This window comes from Erythrobacter sp. GH1-10 (assembly GCF_045363165.1).
GTDB lineage: Bacteria > Pseudomonadota > Alphaproteobacteria > Sphingomonadales > Sphingomonadaceae > Erythrobacter.
Window position 1 is genome coordinate 1,384,056 of sequence record NZ_JBJFLP010000001.1, and the last position, 15,461, is coordinate 1,399,516.

The following is a 15,461-nucleotide window of genomic DNA, read 5'->3' on the forward strand; positions in this document are numbered from 1 at the left end:
GGGAGATAGGCGCTGCAATCCGTCATGATAACTGAGATAAACCTTGCCAAAATGTTCGGATAATCCGAACATACAGGCATGAAGCTCGGCGATCCCACACTCGACCAATTGCGCATCTTTCTCGCTGTAGTGGAGGAGGGCAGCTTCGGTGGTGCAGCGCGCGCGAGCGGCCGTGCCGTCTCCGCGATCAGCTATGGCATCGCCCAACTCGAGGCGCAGCTGGCTGTGACCCTGTTCGAGCGCGAAGGGTCCCGGAGACCGGTGCTCACCGAGGCGGGACAAGGTTTGCTCGCCGAGGCGCGCGGCGTCACCGACCGCGTCGATGCGCTGCTTGCCAAAACCCGCTCGCTCCATGCTGGCCTCGAAAGCAGTGTCTCCCTCGTGCTCGACGTGATGGTGCCGGGCGAGGTCACGGCGCTGGTGCTGCGCGAGTTCCGCCGGATGTTCCCGACCGTGGCGCTGACGCTCAATATCGAGGGACTGGGGGCGGTGGCGGAGTGCCTGCTCGACGGTCGCGCGGCGCTTGCCATCGGGGGACCGGTGATCGGCGACCATCCCGCGCTCGAACGGCAGGCGATCGGCGAGGTCGAACTGGCGCCGGTCGCCGCGCCGGACCATCCGCTTGCGGCCGGTGACATTGCGCCGGGCGAAAGCCGCAAGCACCTGCAGCTGGTGCTCGCCGACCGTTCCGACCTCACACAGGGCCGCGAATTCTCGGTCCTGAGCCCGCTCACCTGGCGGCTGGGGGACCTCGGCGCGAAGCACTCGCTGCTCAAGGAAGGGCTGGGCTGGGGCAACATGCCGCGCCACCAGATCGCCGAAGATGTCGTCGAAGGACGACTGGTCGAACTCGACCTGCCCGAAAAGCCCGGCGCCGACTACACGCTCAGCGCGCTATGGCGGCGCGACGACCGGCTCGGTCCGGCGGCCAGCTGGCTTATCGATACATTCCGGAATGAACTCGCGCGCTGCGAGACCTAGGGGCCGAAGGCGATCGGCTCGTCGCCCGCCTTCCAGGGATCGAATTTGGGCATCACCGCCTTGAACAGGTCGCTGGAGAGATGCCCTTCGAGCCAGAATTGCAGGTGCGGGATCGGCTTCGAATCGAACCAGCCGCGATCGGTGTTGGCGAACTGACGGATGAAAGGGAACAGCGCGATGTCGGCGAGCGTGCGCGTGTCGCCGCACAGCTGCTTGTGCGCCGCGAGCCGTTCGTCGAGGTCCTGAAGGATGAGAAGACCCCGCGCGCGGTGGTCGGTGTCGTCCTGCTCCTCCTCATAGCGGTTGGGGTATTTGTAGCGGTCGAGATGGTGCTTGAACGGCCCGTCATTGCGGGTGATCAGCGCCTTATCGTCGCCTGCGAGCCAGCCTTCGGGATCGTTCTGCCCGAGCGCCCAGCGCATGATCGCGATGCTTTCATCGATCACGGTGCCATCGGGCAGCACCAGCACGGGTACCGTCGCTTTGGGTGAGGCTTCGATGAGCTCGGGCGGTTTGTTCGAAAGCTTCACCTCGCGCAGCTCGACCAGGATTCCCGTAACCCACAAGGCCATGCGCGCCCGCATCGCATAGGGGCAGCGGCGGAAGGAATAGAGGACTGCCAAAGAAGAGGAAGAACGCTCGCTCACACCGAATCAATCGTCTGCGCGCGGCAGCGTTCCGACATGTTTCTCGCCCCGCTCGGCTGCGAGCCGGGCCTGGCGCTGGCGTTCGCGATAGCGTTCGCGCTGTTCCTCGGACTTTTCGTCGATGCAGTGCGGGCAGCTAACGCCTTCCTCGTAGTGCTCGCTTCGCATGTTTTCGGGAGAGACCGGGCGACGACAGGCGCGGCACAGCTTGTAATCGGACAGCGCAAGATCGTGACCGACCGCGACACGCTCGTCGAACACGAAGCAATCGCCTTCCCACAGGCTCTCGTCCGCAGGCACCTCCTCGAGATATTTGAGGATGCCGCCCTTGAGGTGATAGACGTCCTCGATGCCTTCGGACCGTAGGAAGCTCGTCGATTTCTCGCAGCGAATTCCGCCGGTGCAGAACATCGCGACCTTCTTCTTGCCTTCGAGCAGTTCCTCGCGGTGCTCGCGAAACCACTCGGGAAACTCGCCGAAGCTGCGCGTCTCCGGATCGAGTGCTCCCTTGAAGGTGCCGATCGCGACCTCGTAATCATTGCGCGTATCGATCACGAGCGTGTCCGGGTCTGAGATGAGGTCGTTCCAGTCCTGGGGCGCCACATAGTGCCCGACCGAGGCGCGCGGATCGATATCGGGCTGGCCCATGGTGACGATCTCGCGCTTCAATCGTACCTTCATGCGGTTGAACGGCATGTCCTTCGCGGTCGAGAACTTGACGTCGAGATCGGCGCAGCCGGGCAGGGCGCGGATGAAAGCAATCACGGCGGCGAGCGCGTTGTGCGACCCCGCTATCGTGCCGTTGATCCCCTCCTTCGCCAGCAAGAGAGTTCCGCCGATGCCGTGTTCGACGCAGACCTGCTGGAGCGGGGGCTTGAGCGCGGCGGGATCGTCGAACGCCGTGAATTGGTAGAGCGCGGCGACGTTGACGGTATGTTTTCTGTCAGACGCACTCATAGGTCGATGTCAGGCTTATACGCATCGGGCTATTCTCGCTATCGCCACCTTCGCCAGAACCGGCTTCGTAGTCAGAGATCCGCTTGGGATCACCCTTACCTGCGCATGCCCGCTTCGCAGCCTTCTCAAGCTCGGCCGGGGCTTTCACATATCCGTCAGACGACTCGATAATGTCGATCGTGACGCTCACCTTCGCTGTGTTCGTATCCAGCCACTCGATCGTTGTCGTGGTGCCGTTTGTGAGCAAAGCCAAAGCTCCAAGAAGCGCTAACGCCATCCTGTCTCTCCTAAATCCGCGTGACCCAGCCGTGTTTGTCCTCGACCTTACCATGTTGGAGGCCGACGAGCTTCTCGCGCATTTTCGCAGCCATCTGGCCGATGCCGCCGGTGCCGATGGTGAACTCGCCAGCGGGTGACGCGACTGTGCCGACGGGCGTCACGACCGCCGCGGTCCCGCAGGCCAGCGTCTCGAGCAGCGTGCCGCTTTCCGCTTCCTCGCGCCATTGGGCGATCGAATAGGGTTCCTCGCGCACGTCGAGCCCTTCCTCGCGCAGCATCGCGATCAGGCTGTCGCGGGTGATGCCGGGCAGGATCGTGCCGGTAAGCGGCGGAGTGATCACGCTGCCGTCCGAGCGGATGAAGAACAGGTTCATCCCGCCCAGTTCCTCGACCCACTTCTTCTCGACCGCGTCGAGGAACACGACCTGGTCGCAGCCCTGCGCAATCGCCTCGGCCTGCGGGACAAGGCTGGCCGCGTAGTTGCCGCCCGTCTTGGCCGCGCCGGTGCCGCCGGGGGCAGCGCGGACATAATCCTGCGACACCCAGATTTTCACCGGGTTCACGCCCTTCTTGAAGTAGTTGCCGCTCGAAACGAGGATCACCACGAACTTGTACTGCTTCGCCGGACGGACGCCGAGGAATGCCTCGGACGCGAACATGAAAGGCCGGATGTAGAGCGATCCGCCCTCGATCGGCGGCATCCACTTCGCATCGGTCGTCACCGCTTCGCGAACGGCCGCCATAAAGGTTTCTTCCGGGATCTCGGGCATCGCCATCCTGAGCGCCGACGCGTTGAAGCGTGCTGCGTTGGCCTCGGGCCGGAACAGCGCAAGGCCGCCATCGGCGTGGGTGTAGGCCTTCATCCCCTCGAAGATTTCCTGCGCATAATGCAGCACGCTTGCCGCAGGATCGAGCGAGAGCGGCGCGCGCGGCCCGATCACCGGAGTCTGCCAGCCGCCCTTGGCTTCGTCATAGTCGATCGTGACCATGTGATCGGTAAACACGGTGCCGAATCCCGGATCGGCAATGCGGGCTTCACGGACATCGTCGGGCGTGGGCGCGGGGTGGGGGATGCGAATGAATTCCATGGCCTGTGCGATTAATGCGCGGGGTGGTGCTGGGCAAGGCCCTGCATAGCCGCGTTCGATCGCCTTGCGCGGCGCAATTGTACCGCAGGCCGCCGCCTGATACCCAACCTTCCGGTTTGTTTTTGACCAGGAAAACGGGGGAATTGGTCATGTCCTGGAAATTGTCGACAGCGCTCGCGGGCGCTTTTATTGCAAGCGGCTGCGCGGCGGCGCAGGCGGCGAACGAAGCCGATACCGAACAGGTCGCCGAGGGTTCGTCGCGGGAATTGACCTGCGAGTATCCGGTCAAGGTCGACGATTCGGCGGAAAGCCTTATCGCGCGTTACGGGGAGCAGGCCAGGCTCGGCCAATATTGGGGTGAGGCCGAGGAATTCTTCGTTTTGACGATATGGCCGGACGATCCCTCGCGCACGCTTGAGATCGTCTACCGCACCGAAGAACGCAAGGAAGTGCGGTCGGTCGGCGCCGGGCCGGAATCTCGATGGACGATCAAGGGGTTGCCAAGGGGCGCTTCGGTCGAACGGATCGAAGAGGTGAACGGAGCGTCGTTCGCAATGTTCGGCTTCGAATGGGACATGCATGGCCGGATCGTCGACTTCAACGGCGGCACGCTAGCCGACCTTGGCGGGTGTCGAGCAAAGTTGTCGATGGATTATCGCGAATTGGGCGAGGACGAGGGCGATCTCAATCGCGAGGAACTGATGGGTGATATCGTCATCCCCTCGACTGCGCCGGCTATGCGAAGCGGGGATATCCAGCTCTCCTATCTCGCGCTGCAATTCGGCGAAGATCCCGAACTCGAGGGCTTCGATCCCGAGGATTACTGATCGACCGGCAAGCGATAAAATGAAAAGGGCGATCCAGCCCGTCGGTGGATCGCCCTTTCATGGTCAGCGGCCTGGAAGTGCCGCTCACGAAGCCTCTAAGGGTAATGAATTACCGATAGTGCCTCGCGCGGAAACTTGCCGACCTCTCTGCTGAACCATGAGACATCGGATCACCTCCTTTCGCGCTTGAAAGCCAAGACCTCGCCGTTTCACCGGGGGCCGAGAGCCGCGTTCGCCGCTGGCCTCACCTGCTGTTGTGAATCATGCGATTCCTCGACACAAGACTTGAAATATACTTTTCCCACGTCATACTCGATCGCCGTTGCGCACGAGGCGTGACAAGCGCGTCCGAGGAGAAACCCCGGGCGCTTTTTGATTCCTGCCTCGTCTGTGGACGAAACGTGGGAAAGCCTGTGGATATTAACGTATAGAATCGGCTGGACGGGCGCCCATCGGCGCACCGACATCCTACCTGCAATCCTCGATTACGCGGCTCACCTCGACCCACGCGGGTATGTAGAGCGTGCGCTCTCCTTCCACGCCGACGGCAAACCGTCCCTTGGTGATCGCCATCGCATCGAGCAGCGGATCGCGCGGGTCGAACCTCGCAACCATCAGGCTGGGACGGCTTTCGATCGGGCTCGCCTGCACCTGCTTCTGCGCGGTCTCGGTCTCGATCCGCATCATCCGCGGCGAGCCTGCGGGCGCGGACATGATCCGCGCAATACCGATCTCGCGATTGGTCTTGCCGCAGCGGATCATCAGGACCGGCTCGGCGGCGCTCGGGCCGAACAGCGCCAGCGTTTCGCCCGACTCGTCGAGATAGGTCCAGTTGCCCGGCGTCTGCGGCGCGTCGAGGTAATTGTCGAATTCGGGCTCCTGCACCACCGGCGGGGGTGTCGGGGTTGGAGTCGGTGTCGGTGTCGGACTTGGAGCCGTGACCGGCGGCGGCGCGGACACGATCGGATCCACCTTTGGCACGCATGCGGCGATGGCGAAGGTCAGCGCGATGGCACCGGCGGCGTGGAAGTAGATCGCTTTCATGAGGCCTAAATGCGCGCTAACGGCTGAAGGGTCCATGACCAATTCGCCGAAATCACCACCGAAAAAGACGAAGAAGCGGGTCGATCACCTGCTGGTCGAGCGCGAACTCGCCGAAAGTCGCACCCGCGCGCAGGCGCTCGTGATGGCGGGCGTGGTGTTCTCCGGCGAGACCAAGATCGAAAAGCCGGGCCAGCAGGTAGCCGAAGACACGCCGCTCGAAGTGCGCGGGCGCGACCATCCCTGGGTCAGTCGGGGCGGGATCAAGCTCGCCCACGCAATCGAGCACTTCGGGCTCGATCCGGCAGGCGCGGTGGCGATGGATATCGGCAGCTCGACCGGCGGTTTTACCGATGTGTTGCTTCAGGGAGGGGCGGAGCACGTCTTCGCGGTCGATAGCGGGACCAATCAGCTGGCGTGGAAGCTGCGTCAGGACCCGCGTGTGACCGTGCTCGAACAGACCAGCGCGCGCATCCTGACGCCCGAGCAGATCGACCGGCCTTGCAACTGGGTCGTGTGCGACGCGAGCTTTATCGGCCTAGCCAAAGTGCTCGAGCGCCCGCTCGAGCTGGCTGCGCGTGAATGCCAACTGGTCGCCCTCATCAAGCCGCAATTCGAAGTCGCGCGCGAGGAGGTGGGCAAGGGCGGCGTGGTCCGCGATGCCGCGCTTCACGAGCGCGTCTGCAGCGAGGTTCGCGAATGGCTGGAGGGGCTTGGCTGGGACATTGAAGGCATCGTGACAAGCCCGATCACCGGCCCCCAGGGGAACGTCGAGTTCCTCATCAGCGCACGGCGGGGCTAGACCTCAGCCGAGGTCGAGGCTCGACAGTTTCGCATCCAGGTCGATCGGGATTTGCGAGAGCACTTCGACCCCGCTCGCCTTTTCGTAACCCTCGTCGCCGTACTGTGCGACCAGTTCGGCGTGGCGGGCATCGCGTTCGCGCAGCAGCTCGGCGATCTCGTCGCGGTAGAGCGCGACCATTGCGGTGACAAACCGATTGACCAGGTCGTCTTCCTTCGTGCGGTCCACGTTGAAATCCGGCAGGTGCTCGATCATCACTTCGGCAGGGTAGAGGAATTCGTTGGTGACGAAGCGGTTCACCGTGAACCACGCGCGCGGAATGCCGACGGTGTCGATCGACAGGCCGATCAGATGGGTGACATGCGCCCGCGCATCCTCACGCTGCGGCGGCCAAACCTTCGGCTCGAGTCCTTCCGGCAACTGGGTGCGGTGGAGGAACAGGTGGAAATGCCCATGCTCGTCGGCATCGCGTTTGCCCGGCGCATGGACGTGGTAATACCAGCGCGACTTGCACTTCGCGTCGCGCGCGTCCTTTTCCGGATAGTGCTTCCAGAAATGGACCTCGTCCTCGGGCACAACGCGCAGCATCAGCGGGCGCTGTTCTTGCGCCATCTGCGCAATCGTCTCGATGACGGTATTCGCGGCTTCGACCAGGTTCATCAAACGGGGACTTATAAAGCAAAACGGCCGACGGCAACTTTCGCTGCCATCGGCCGGATTGTCTTACGCTTGAGCGCGAAGCTTATTCGGCAGCTTCGCACTCTGCAGCGGCGCAGCAGCCTTCTGCAGCGTCGCAACCTTCGGCATAGGCTTCGCAACCTTCAGCGGCGCAGCAACCTTCAGCGGCGCAGCAGCCTTCGGCACCGCAATCGGCAGTTGCGGTTTCTTCGACCGAGGTTTCGTCGGCAGTGGTGGCGCCGTCGTCAGCCGGAGCCGAACAAGCTGCGGTGGCGACAGCGAGGCCGCCTGCAACGGCGAGCATCGAAGCAAAGTTGGTCTTTTTCATGAAATCGTTCCCCTAATTGGGCTCCCATCGAACCCGGAAAAGGCGGGACGCGCGAGTGGATGAAATCTTGCCGATTGGCGCCCCGAATCACGGCAAGAATGTGGCGACGCTATCACAAGACGCTCGAAACGCACACGTCTTTAATCATGGCTCGCCCCAAGCGAAGGAAATGCGCGGGTTTGCAGCATGTACCGACGCAGTTTGGGACACAACGCCGCCGGGAGATTTGCGCTACCGATGCCAGTGTGTATCGCTCACAGGCAATGGTTAGCCGCGAATCGCCGCCGACTAACCGCGTGTCCCGGACGGCTGTTGCCAAACAGGAGAGAGAATGAACTTTCTGGCTTCGAAAGCGCAATTGCGGGCGAGCTTCCTGCGTTGGTCTCTGTTCTTGGTACCGCTCGTGGTGCTGCTCGGTTTTCTCGCGGGCCAGTTGGGCGGACCGGATACGGCGTGGTTCCAGAATCTGACCAAGCCATCGATCTTCCCGCCGCCAGCCGCGTTCGGGATCGTCTGGGGCATCCTCTACGTCATGGTCGGCTTTTCGGTCGCTTTGGTCGCCAGTGCGTGGGGTGCCAGCGGCAGAGGGCTCGCCATTGTGCTCTTCGCGCTGCATTTCATCGGCAACCTTGCCTGGACCCCGGTGTTTTTCGGGATGCAGGACATGATGAGCGGCCTTTACGTCCTCGGCTATGTCGTGGTGAGCCTGCTGGTGGTGATCTGGGCCTTCTGGCGGGTGCGCAAATGGGCGGCGCTGCTGCTGCTGCCTTATCTTGCCTGGGTCTGCTTTGCCGCTGTTCTCAACTACCAGTTCATCGTCGAAAACCCCGGAGGCGGCCACGGCGACGAGAGCGGGGCGGTCGAGCGCATTACGCTCTAGACAAAGCGCACCCGCTCCACCAAATAGCCGCCATGCAAAGCGAAAACCCGATCATCGCCGACTTCGTCAAACTCGCCAACAGCGCGGCAGGCACTTTTGCCGGCATGACCCGTGAAGCGCGCGAAGCCGCGCGCGAGCGCATGCGCGAAGCGATGGGCGGAATGGACTTCGTCAGCCGCGAGGAATTCGACACGGTCAAGGCAATGGCGCAGAAGGCGCGCCAGCAAGCCGATGCGCTCGAAGCGAAGGTCGCCGAACTCGAAAAGAAGCTGGCCGGGAAGTAACCCGTCTGCGACCTGCGCTCGCAGGATTGCCTTAACAACCCGATCCTCTAGGTTGCGCGCCTCGCGTCTGCACAGCCATTCGAGGTATCCATGATCCGCACGACCCTGCTCGCCGCTACGGCGCTCGCCGTCCCCTTTGCAGCATTTGCCCAAGACGATGAGGAGACCTTTGGCGGGGCGAAGGGGGCCGACCTTTCGATCGAGGCGATGGAGCCCGAATCCGGAGATATCACGATCGGCCGCGCCGGCGAGTACCCGGCCGACATCGCACGGTACCTGCTCGCCAGCGGTGCGGGTGCGGCGAACCTATCGCCCGACGGAAAGACAATCGCCTTCGCCTGGGACGTTACCGGCGAAAGCGAATTGTGGGTGATGCCCGCCACCGGTGGCCAGCCCAAGCAGGTAACATTCAAGACCGGCGTGTTTGCGCCGATCTGGACGCCCGACGGATCGAGCCTGTTCTACAGCGCAGACAAGGACGGGAACGAACAGCCAGGCTATTTCGCACTTTCGGCGGACGGCATGAGCGAGACCGAAGTGCTGCCTGCCCGGCGCGGCGATTTCCGCATTTTCGGCGATTTCGCCAGCGACGGCAGCTTCATCTACGCCTCGACCGCGCGCGGGGCAGGGGTGTTCGACATCTATCGCGGGACGCTCGATGGAGAGAGCGAACTCATCGTCCAAAGCGAGCTGGGCCTCGCAGCGCGCTCGATTTCGCCCGATGGCAAGTATGCGCTCGTCACCGAAACCGTCGGCGAGGATGCCGACAATCTCTACCTGCTCGATCTGGCGACGAAAGAGATGACAACAATCTCCAAGCCCCCGGTCGAGGATCGCGCCAGCCATACGCTTGGCGGGTTCGAATGGTGGCCGAATTCGGACGGGTTCTATTTCTCGACCAATGTCGGGCGCGAATATGGCGGCCTCGCCTATTACGAGATCGCCAGTGGCACGTTCGAGACCGTTTTCGAGCCGGATGCCGATGTCGAAAACCTCGAATTGTGTGGGCCTGGGCCGGGTGGCTCTTACATCTTCTGGACCCAGAACCGCGACGGTTTCGATAGTCTGGGCGGCTGGCATACGGTCGAGAAACGCCCCATTGCGATGCCCGACCTGCCCGAAGGCAAGTACCAGCTCGACTGCGAGGGCGATGGCGATCTTATGATCCGGGTCGATGGCTGGCAGACGCCGGGCGAGATCTGGATGACCGATCCGATCAATGGCACGGCGGAAAAGGTCTTCTCCGCAAATCTCGCCGGTCTCGATCCCGAACGACTGGTGCGCCCGCAGGTCGTGCGCTATCCGGCGCGCGATGGAGTGGAACTTCAGGGGCTGCTCTACCTTCCTGAAGGCGCGGGGACGGGCGAAAATGCGCCGCCCGTGATCTTCGATGTGCATGGCGGCCCGTCCGCGCAGAGCGCCGCCACTTTCGAGCCGGTCGCGCAATATCACGTCGCGCGCGGCGTTGCGGTGTTCCAGCCCAATGTGCGCGGTTCGACCGGGCTCGGGCGCTCCTATGCGACGCTCGACGATCGCGAGAAGCGGCTGGATTCGGTGCGCGACCTCGTCGATCTCAAGAATGCGCTTGCCGCCGACGGGTTGATCGACGGGGATCGCGCGGCTGTGCTTGGAGGATCTTATGGCGGTTACGCGGTAAACGCGGTGCTTGCCGAATATCCGGGCGAGTTCGCCGCCGGTGTATCGCTGTTCGGCGTGGCCGACTGGGTCACCGCGCTAGAGATCGCCTCGCCTTCCCTCAAGGCCTCCGACCGGATCGAGTATGGCGACATCGAAGAGGATGAGTGGCGTGAATTCTATCAGGTGAATTCGCCGATCAGGAAGGCCGACCAGATCACCGTACCGGTGCTCTATTCGCACGGCGTGATGGACCCGCGCATCGACATTTACGAGACCGAGGTGATGGTGAAGACGCTGCGCGCCAACGGCGTCGAGGCGCCCTTCATCCGCATCCCCGACGAAGGCCACGGCTGGCGCAAGCTTTCGAACCAGCTGTTCTATTATCGCAAGCAGGCTGAGTTTATCGAGGAGCAACTGGGGCTGATCGAATCTGACTGAGTATCTCGTCGCCCCTGCGGAGGCAGGGGCCCATCCACCCTAGCGATGGTTCGCCAACGCCGGTATTGACCCGGATATGGGTGGCTGGGTCTACATCATGACGAACGGACCACACGGGACGCTCTACATCGGCGTAACGAGCAGTCTCTCGGATCGCATCATGGCACATCGCGAAGGTCGCGGCTCCGAGTTTTGCCGCAAACACAAACTCGTCCTCCTTGTTTACATCGAACCCTTTCCGACCATCGAAGAGGCGATTGCGCGCGAAAAGGCGATGAAGCGTTGGAAGCGGCAGTGGAAGCTCAAGCTTATCCGGCGCGACAATCCGAACTGGGACGATTTGTTCGAGACAATCAATGCCTGATCTGCATGGCATGAATTATCTGGACCCCTGCCTGCGCAGGGGTGACGCCGAAGGGGTAACCTGATGAACCTCCGCGCCACGGCAATCCTTGTCGGCTCGCGCCCGCATGGCGAGACGGCGGTGATTGCCCGGTTGTTGACCGAGGAGCACGGGCTCGTTGCGGGGTATGTTGCGGGCGGGCGGGGGCGACAGCTGCGCCCGGTGATGATTCCCGGCAACCGGGTCGACCTCGACCTGCGCGCAAAGTCCGCGAGCCAGCTGCCGTTTGCGCGCATCGAGCTGATCGAAAGCCGCGCGCCATGGATGACCGAGCCGCTGCCCGCAGCCGCGATTACCTGGGCCTGCGCGCTCACTGCCAGCACGCTGCCCGAGCGCAACGCCTTTCCCGGCCTTTACGACGCACTGGACGGGCTTTTGAGCGCGATCTGCAGCGCGCCTTCGGCGCGCGGCTGGCTCGGCGCGATGGTAACCTACGAGGCGATGCTGCTGCGCGAGCTCGGCTATGGCGGAGAGCGGCCCGACACGAGCGGCGACCTCGAAGCGCAGATCGCGGTTTTCCGCGCTCTCCACAGGCCGATCGCGCGCTACTTGCTTGCCGACAGCAAAAGCGATGTTATGGCCGCCCGGGTCGCTCTGGGGGAGCGGCTCGTGCGGATGGTGGAGGGAGGCTGATGAAGGTTGCGGTTCTGCCGGGGGACGGTATCGGTCCCGAAGTGACGCGCGAGGCGGTGAAGGTGCTCGAAGCGCTCGGCCTGCCCGGCCTCACCTTGTTCGATGGCGATGTCGGCGGCGTTGCCTACGAGCGCCACGGCCACCCGCTGCCCGAAGAGACTCTGACCATCGCGAAGGCCTGCGACGCGGTGCTGTTCGGCGCGGTCGGTGACCCCGATTGCGACAAGCTCGAGCGCTCGCTCCGGCCCGAACAGGCGATCCTCGGCCTGCGCAAAGAGCTGGAGCTGTTCGCGAACCTGCGCCCGGCCAAGGTCTTTCCTGGCCTCGAACACCTCTCCCCGCTGAAGCCCGATATCGCCCGGCAGATCGACATCATGATCGTGCGCGAGCTGACCGGGGACGTCTATTTCGGCGACAAGGGCGAGCGCGTGGCGAGCGACGGGAGCCGCGAGGGGTGGGACATGATGTCCTATTCCGAAACCGAAGTGCGCCGGATCGCGCTCGTCGCTTTCCGCACTTCGCGCGCGCGCGGCGACAAGTTGCGCGTGACCAGCGTCGACAAGGCCAATGTGCTCGAAACCAGCCAGGTGTGGCGCGACGCGGTCAACGAGGCCGCTGGACCGCACCCCGATATCGCGCTCAGCCACATGTATGTCGACAACGCGGCGATGCAGATCATTACCAATCCGGGCGCTTTCGGGGTGATCCTGACCGGGAACCTGTTCGGCGATATCCTTTCCGACCTCGCCAGCGCGGCGGTCGGCTCGATCGGCCTGCTGCCGAGCGCATCGATGGGCGATCGCGCGACCGAATTCGGGCGCTTCGGCCTTTACGAACCGATCCATGGTAGCGCGCCTGATATTGCCGGGCAGGGCAAGGCCAACCCGATGGCGACGATCCTGTCGGTGGCGATGATGCTGCGCCATTCCTTTGGCCGCGAGGACGAGGCCCTGCGGATCGAAGCCGCGGTCGAGAAGGCGCTGGCCGACGGTATCCGCGGCGGCGACCTTGACGGCACGCATGGCTGCGAGGAAATCGGCGCGGCGGTGCGTGAAAGGCTGTAACGGGCTGGACCCATGCCGCTCGACCTTGCGATCATCCTCCCCACGCTCAACGAGCGCGGAAACCTTGCGCCGCTGGTCGAGCGGATCGAGCGCGCGCTGGGCCGCGACGGCTGGGAAGTCCTGATCGTCGATGACGACAGCAAGGATGGCACCGCCGACGAGGCGCGCGAACTGGCGCTCGAAGACCGCCGCGTCCGGGTGATCCAGCGTATCGGACGGCGCGGGCTGTCTAGCGCGGCGATCGAAGGGTTCTGCGCCACCGCTGCTCCCTATGTCGCGGTTATGGATGCCGACCACCAGCACGACCCCGCGCTGCTCCCCAGGATGCTGGCGAGCCTCAAAGCGGGCGAAGCGGACATCTGCGTCGCCAGCCGCTTTGCCGAAGGCGCGAGCACCGCCGACTGGGCCGAGCCCGAGCGCGAGAAGCTTTCGGGGCTCGCCAACACGGTCGCGCGGGCGATCACCGGGGTCGATTTGACCGACCCCATGAGCGGCTATTTCATGCTGCCTACCGCCACCGCACGCGCTCTGGTGCCGCGCCTCTCGGGCATCGGGTTCAAGATCCTGCTCGACCTGCTGGCAACCTCGAAAGAGACGATGCGAGTCAGCGAATTCCCGCTCAACTTCGCCGCGCGCCGCGCGGGCGAGAGTAAGCTCGACCGCGCAGTCCTGTTCGATTTCCTCGCCGGGCTCTACGACAAGACGCTGGGCCGGGTGATCCCGACGCGGTTCGCGCTGTTCGGCACGGTCGGTGCGCTCGGTGTGGTCGTTCACTACGCGGTGCTGTTCGCACTGTTCCCGCGCCTCGTTGACGCATTCTGGGAAGCTCAGCTCGCCGCCGTGCTCACCGCGATGAGCTTCAATTTCTGGCTCAACAACTGGCTGACCTACCGCGACCGGCGGCTGAAGGGCTGGGGCGAGTTCCTGCGCGGCTGGGCGGGCTTCGTCGTCACCTGCGCGGTGGGCGGGTTCGCCAATGTCGCGGTGGCTACGCTACTCGAAAGCCAGGGCGTGTTCTACGCGCTCGCGGCGCTGGCCGGGATCCTGATCGGATCGGTGTGGAATTACGCGCTATCGAGCCGCTTCGTCTGGGGTAGGTTTTAGCGCCAACCCACCAGCCACGTCCATTTCGCAAAGCTCATCGGGCCTTCGAGTTCGTCCGCGCTTAGCACCTTGAAGAACACTGCGAACAACAGCACCGAGCTCCCAAGCACTACATAGCTCGCCCAGCGATAGCGGCTGCGGCAAAGGTCGGCGAAGGTCAGCGCGAGCGCAGCCAGCAGGAAGAAATGCGGCACGAAATAGTGGTAGTAGAACTGCACCGATTTGGGCGCGACCAGCCACAGGCCGAGGCTCAGTCCGTACCCGACCGCAACGCCCACCTTGGCCCAGTCGGCGCGCCACAGCCCAGTGACGAGGCACCATGCCAGCGCGGGCAGGCCGAGCAGCATCGTCAACGGATTGCCGATAAGCAGCACGCCGCGCTGCGCGTTGTCGGTGAATTCGTAGAGGAACCATATACCGCGCGTGTTGAGCACCCATTGCGGCCAGGTGCTTTGGTAATTGTGCGGCGCGAGCACCTGGCGCTGCAGGTCGAGTATCTCACCGTGGAATCCGATCAGGCCCTTCGCACCGAGAGGGGAGGGATGGAACTGGTCGCCAAGCCAATATCCCGGGGCAAAGGTAATCGCATAAACTGCGAGCGGCACGATCCCGAGCCACACGAAGGCTTCGCCGAGCGAGATGCCCGGCACCGGAATACCGCGGCGGCTGGTCACGAGACGGCGGCGCCCGGCGGAGAGTCGTGCTGCGAAGAACGCGAGCCCAGGCACCATGGCCAGCGGCACCGCGTTCCATTTCGACGCCATCGCGCAGCCAATCGCCACACCGGTCAGCGCCAGCCGCCAGCGCCCCTCTTCGGGCTGCCGGATCGCGGCGGCAAATTGCCACGCGGCGAGCGCGAGGAAAGCGGCCATGAAGATGTCGAGCATCGCGATCCGCGCAAAAACGAAGAGGTGAAAACCGGTCGCCAGCAGCACCCCGTAGGCAAGGGTGGCAAAGCGATCGTGGCTCGCGTGCCACAGCGCCCGCATGCTCGCCCCGAGCGCTACGATCCCCGCGATGAGCGGCATGCTTCGCCATCCCAACGGATTATCGCCGAACAGCTGGATACCGAGCGCGATGAGCTCCTTGCCCAGCAGGGGGTGCTCGCGATTGATATACCTCGCATTGCCTTCAGTGATCGCGAGCAACTCGCGTGCCGCCGGCAGATAGTGCACTTCGTCGAAGAAGGGGGCGGACGGGATCGTCAGCCGGATCGATGCCAGCGCGCCGAACAATAGAGGCAGCGCGATGCACCAGATCCACGGATCCTCGGCAACCACACGCAGGTCCTCGCCCGGATGGGGCGCCGCAAGATCGCTTTCCTGCTCGGATACTGTCGGTGCGTCTGCCATCCTTGCCAGCGCTTAGAAAAGGCGCTGGCAGGCGGCA

General features: G+C 63.7%; 18 protein-coding genes. 10 read left to right on the forward strand and 8 right to left on the reverse strand.

The genetic code is table 11. From position 1 onward, the window contains the following. Nucleotides 1-78 precede the first annotated feature (78 nt). The gene (locus ACI5KX_RS06790) at nucleotides 79-981 is read left to right on the forward strand and encodes a LysR family transcriptional regulator (protein WP_406809915.1); all 903 of its coding nucleotides are present in this window, start codon (nucleotides 79-81) and stop codon (nucleotides 979-981) included. Here the strand turns inward: ACI5KX_RS06790 and ACI5KX_RS06795 are convergent. From ACI5KX_RS06795 to ACI5KX_RS06810, 4 genes are read right to left on the reverse strand one after another with little or no spacing between them, the layout of a single operon-like run. Beyond that, a complete protein-coding gene (locus ACI5KX_RS06795) occupies nucleotides 978-1,604 on the reverse strand; it encodes a glutathione S-transferase (RefSeq protein WP_406809916.1) in 627 nt (208 codons plus the stop codon). The two genes, ACI5KX_RS06790 and ACI5KX_RS06795, sit on opposite strands and share 4 nt — an antisense overlap. Before the next feature lie 30 nt (nucleotides 1,605-1,634). After that, nucleotides 1,635-2,585, reverse strand: coding sequence for a rhodanese-related sulfurtransferase (locus ACI5KX_RS06800; protein ID WP_406809917.1), 951 nt, complete (start codon nucleotides 2,583-2,585; stop codon nucleotides 1,635-1,637). After that, nucleotides 2,572-2,862: a hypothetical protein gene (locus ACI5KX_RS06805; protein WP_406809918.1), complete on the reverse strand. Its 291-nt coding sequence runs from the start codon at nucleotides 2,860-2,862 to the stop codon at nucleotides 2,572-2,574. Before ACI5KX_RS06805 ends, ACI5KX_RS06800 begins: the two co-directional genes overlap by 14 nt. Before the next feature lie 10 nt (nucleotides 2,863-2,872). Continuing rightward, nucleotides 2,873-3,952 (reverse strand): branched-chain amino acid aminotransferase, encoded by a 1,080-nt coding sequence (locus ACI5KX_RS06810; protein WP_406809919.1) that lies wholly within the window; start codon nucleotides 3,950-3,952, stop codon nucleotides 2,873-2,875. Nucleotides 3,953-4,101: 149 nt separating this feature from the next. On the opposite strand from ACI5KX_RS06810, the gene ACI5KX_RS06815 reads away from it, so the two are divergent. Next, nucleotides 4,102-4,779 carry a hypothetical protein gene (locus ACI5KX_RS06815; protein WP_406809920.1) on the forward strand — a complete coding sequence of 226 codons (678 nt, stop codon included), beginning with the start codon at nucleotides 4,102-4,104 and terminating at the stop codon, nucleotides 4,777-4,779. A 468-nt stretch (nucleotides 4,780-5,247) separates the two neighbouring features. Here ACI5KX_RS06815 and ACI5KX_RS06820 read toward each other — a convergent pair whose 3' ends face one another. Further along, on the reverse strand, nucleotides 5,248-5,823 hold the full coding sequence (locus tag ACI5KX_RS06820) for a hypothetical protein (RefSeq protein WP_406809921.1): 576 nt from the start codon (nucleotides 5,821-5,823) through the stop codon (nucleotides 5,248-5,250). Nucleotides 5,824-5,857: 34 nt separating this feature from the next. On the opposite strand from ACI5KX_RS06820, the gene ACI5KX_RS06825 reads away from it, so the two are divergent. Continuing rightward, nucleotides 5,858-6,622 carry a TlyA family RNA methyltransferase gene (locus ACI5KX_RS06825; RefSeq protein WP_406809922.1) on the forward strand — a complete coding sequence of 255 codons (765 nt, stop codon included), beginning with the start codon at nucleotides 5,858-5,860 and terminating at the stop codon, nucleotides 6,620-6,622. Nucleotides 6,623-6,625: 3 nt separating this feature from the next. Here ACI5KX_RS06825 and ACI5KX_RS06830 read toward each other — a convergent pair whose 3' ends face one another. After that, nucleotides 6,626-7,282: a DUF6969 family protein gene (locus tag ACI5KX_RS06830; RefSeq protein ID WP_406809923.1), complete on the reverse strand. Its 657-nt coding sequence runs from the start codon at nucleotides 7,280-7,282 to the stop codon at nucleotides 6,626-6,628. A gap of 82 nt (nucleotides 7,283-7,364) precedes the next feature. Further along, a complete protein-coding gene (locus tag ACI5KX_RS06835; protein WP_406809924.1) occupies nucleotides 7,365-7,628 on the reverse strand; it encodes a hypothetical protein in 264 nt (87 codons plus the stop codon). Between the two features lie 331 nt (nucleotides 7,629-7,959). On the opposite strand from ACI5KX_RS06835, the gene ACI5KX_RS06840 reads away from it, so the two are divergent. The 7 genes from ACI5KX_RS06840 (at nucleotide 7,960) to ACI5KX_RS06870 (ending at nucleotide 14,072) form a co-directional block, all read left to right on the forward strand. Beyond that, nucleotides 7,960-8,508 carry a TspO/MBR family protein gene (locus ACI5KX_RS06840; RefSeq protein ID WP_406809925.1) on the forward strand — a complete coding sequence of 183 codons (549 nt, stop codon included), beginning with the start codon at nucleotides 7,960-7,962 and terminating at the stop codon, nucleotides 8,506-8,508. Between the two features lie 32 nt (nucleotides 8,509-8,540). Then, complete coding sequence (locus ACI5KX_RS06845) at nucleotides 8,541-8,792, forward strand: accessory factor UbiK family protein (RefSeq protein ID WP_406809926.1); 252 nt, start codon at nucleotides 8,541-8,543, stop codon at nucleotides 8,790-8,792. A 90-nt stretch (nucleotides 8,793-8,882) separates the two neighbouring features. Beyond that, nucleotides 8,883-10,868 (forward strand): prolyl oligopeptidase family serine peptidase, encoded by a 1,986-nt coding sequence (locus tag ACI5KX_RS06850; RefSeq protein WP_406809927.1) that lies wholly within the window; start codon nucleotides 8,883-8,885, stop codon nucleotides 10,866-10,868. 76 nt (nucleotides 10,869-10,944) lie between these two features. After that, complete coding sequence (locus ACI5KX_RS06855; RefSeq protein WP_406809928.1) at nucleotides 10,945-11,232, forward strand: GIY-YIG nuclease family protein; 288 nt, start codon at nucleotides 10,945-10,947, stop codon at nucleotides 11,230-11,232. 63 nt (nucleotides 11,233-11,295) lie between these two features. Next, a complete protein-coding gene (locus ACI5KX_RS06860; protein ID WP_406809929.1) occupies nucleotides 11,296-11,904 on the forward strand; it encodes a DNA repair protein RecO in 609 nt (202 codons plus the stop codon). Then, nucleotides 11,904-12,968 carry a 3-isopropylmalate dehydrogenase gene (gene leuB / locus ACI5KX_RS06865; protein WP_406809930.1) on the forward strand — a complete coding sequence of 355 codons (1,065 nt, stop codon included), beginning with the start codon at nucleotides 11,904-11,906 and terminating at the stop codon, nucleotides 12,966-12,968. The genes ACI5KX_RS06860 and leuB overlap by 1 nt, the downstream gene beginning before the upstream one ends. Before the next feature lie 12 nt (nucleotides 12,969-12,980). Beyond that, on the forward strand, nucleotides 12,981-14,072 hold the full coding sequence (locus ACI5KX_RS06870) for a glycosyltransferase family 2 protein (RefSeq protein ID WP_406809931.1): 1,092 nt from the start codon (nucleotides 12,981-12,983) through the stop codon (nucleotides 14,070-14,072). On the opposite strand, the gene ACI5KX_RS06875 is transcribed toward ACI5KX_RS06870, so the two are convergent. Further along, entirely contained in the window at nucleotides 14,069-15,424 is a 1,356-nt protein-coding gene (locus ACI5KX_RS06875; protein ID WP_406809932.1) for a phospholipid carrier-dependent glycosyltransferase, read from the reverse strand. The two genes, ACI5KX_RS06870 and ACI5KX_RS06875, sit on opposite strands and share 4 nt — an antisense overlap. Nucleotides 15,425-15,461 lie beyond the last annotated feature (37 nt).

Bases quoted from the DNA above. Each gene is read 5' to 3' on its own strand.
- ACI5KX_RS06790 (WP_406809915.1), top strand. From the start codon at position 79: ATGAAGCTCGGCGATCCCACACTCGACCAATTGCGCATCTTTCTCGCT.
- ACI5KX_RS06800 (WP_406809917.1), bottom strand. From the start codon at position 2,585: ATGAGTGCGTCTGACAGAAAACATACCGTCAACGTCGCCGCGCTCTAC.
- ACI5KX_RS06805 (WP_406809918.1), bottom strand. From the start codon at position 2,862: ATGGCGTTAGCGCTTCTTGGAGCTTTGGCTTTGCTCACAAACGGCACC.
- ACI5KX_RS06810 (WP_406809919.1), bottom strand. From the start codon at position 3,952: ATGGAATTCATTCGCATCCCCCACCCCGCGCCCACGCCCGACGATGTC.
- ACI5KX_RS06815 (WP_406809920.1), top strand. From the start codon at position 4,102: ATGTCCTGGAAATTGTCGACAGCGCTCGCGGGCGCTTTTATTGCAAGC.
- ACI5KX_RS06820 (WP_406809921.1), bottom strand. From the start codon at position 5,823: ATGAAAGCGATCTACTTCCACGCCGCCGGTGCCATCGCGCTGACCTTC.
- ACI5KX_RS06825 (WP_406809922.1), top strand. From the start codon at position 5,858: ATGACCAATTCGCCGAAATCACCACCGAAAAAGACGAAGAAGCGGGTC.
- ACI5KX_RS06830 (WP_406809923.1), bottom strand. From the start codon at position 7,282: ATGAACCTGGTCGAAGCCGCGAATACCGTCATCGAGACGATTGCGCAG.
- ACI5KX_RS06835 (WP_406809924.1), bottom strand. From the start codon at position 7,628: ATGAAAAAGACCAACTTTGCTTCGATGCTCGCCGTTGCAGGCGGCCTC.
- ACI5KX_RS06840 (WP_406809925.1), top strand. From the start codon at position 7,960: ATGAACTTTCTGGCTTCGAAAGCGCAATTGCGGGCGAGCTTCCTGCGT.
- ACI5KX_RS06845 (WP_406809926.1), top strand. From the start codon at position 8,541: ATGCAAAGCGAAAACCCGATCATCGCCGACTTCGTCAAACTCGCCAAC.
- ACI5KX_RS06850 (WP_406809927.1), top strand. From the start codon at position 8,883: ATGATCCGCACGACCCTGCTCGCCGCTACGGCGCTCGCCGTCCCCTTT.
- ACI5KX_RS06855 (WP_406809928.1), top strand. From the start codon at position 10,945: ATGGGTGGCTGGGTCTACATCATGACGAACGGACCACACGGGACGCTC.
- ACI5KX_RS06860 (WP_406809929.1), top strand. From the start codon at position 11,296: ATGAACCTCCGCGCCACGGCAATCCTTGTCGGCTCGCGCCCGCATGGC.
- leuB (WP_406809930.1), top strand. From the start codon at position 11,904: ATGAAGGTTGCGGTTCTGCCGGGGGACGGTATCGGTCCCGAAGTGACG.
- ACI5KX_RS06870 (WP_406809931.1), top strand. From the start codon at position 12,981: ATGCCGCTCGACCTTGCGATCATCCTCCCCACGCTCAACGAGCGCGGA.
- ACI5KX_RS06875 (WP_406809932.1), bottom strand. From the start codon at position 15,424: ATGGCAGACGCACCGACAGTATCCGAGCAGGAAAGCGATCTTGCGGCG.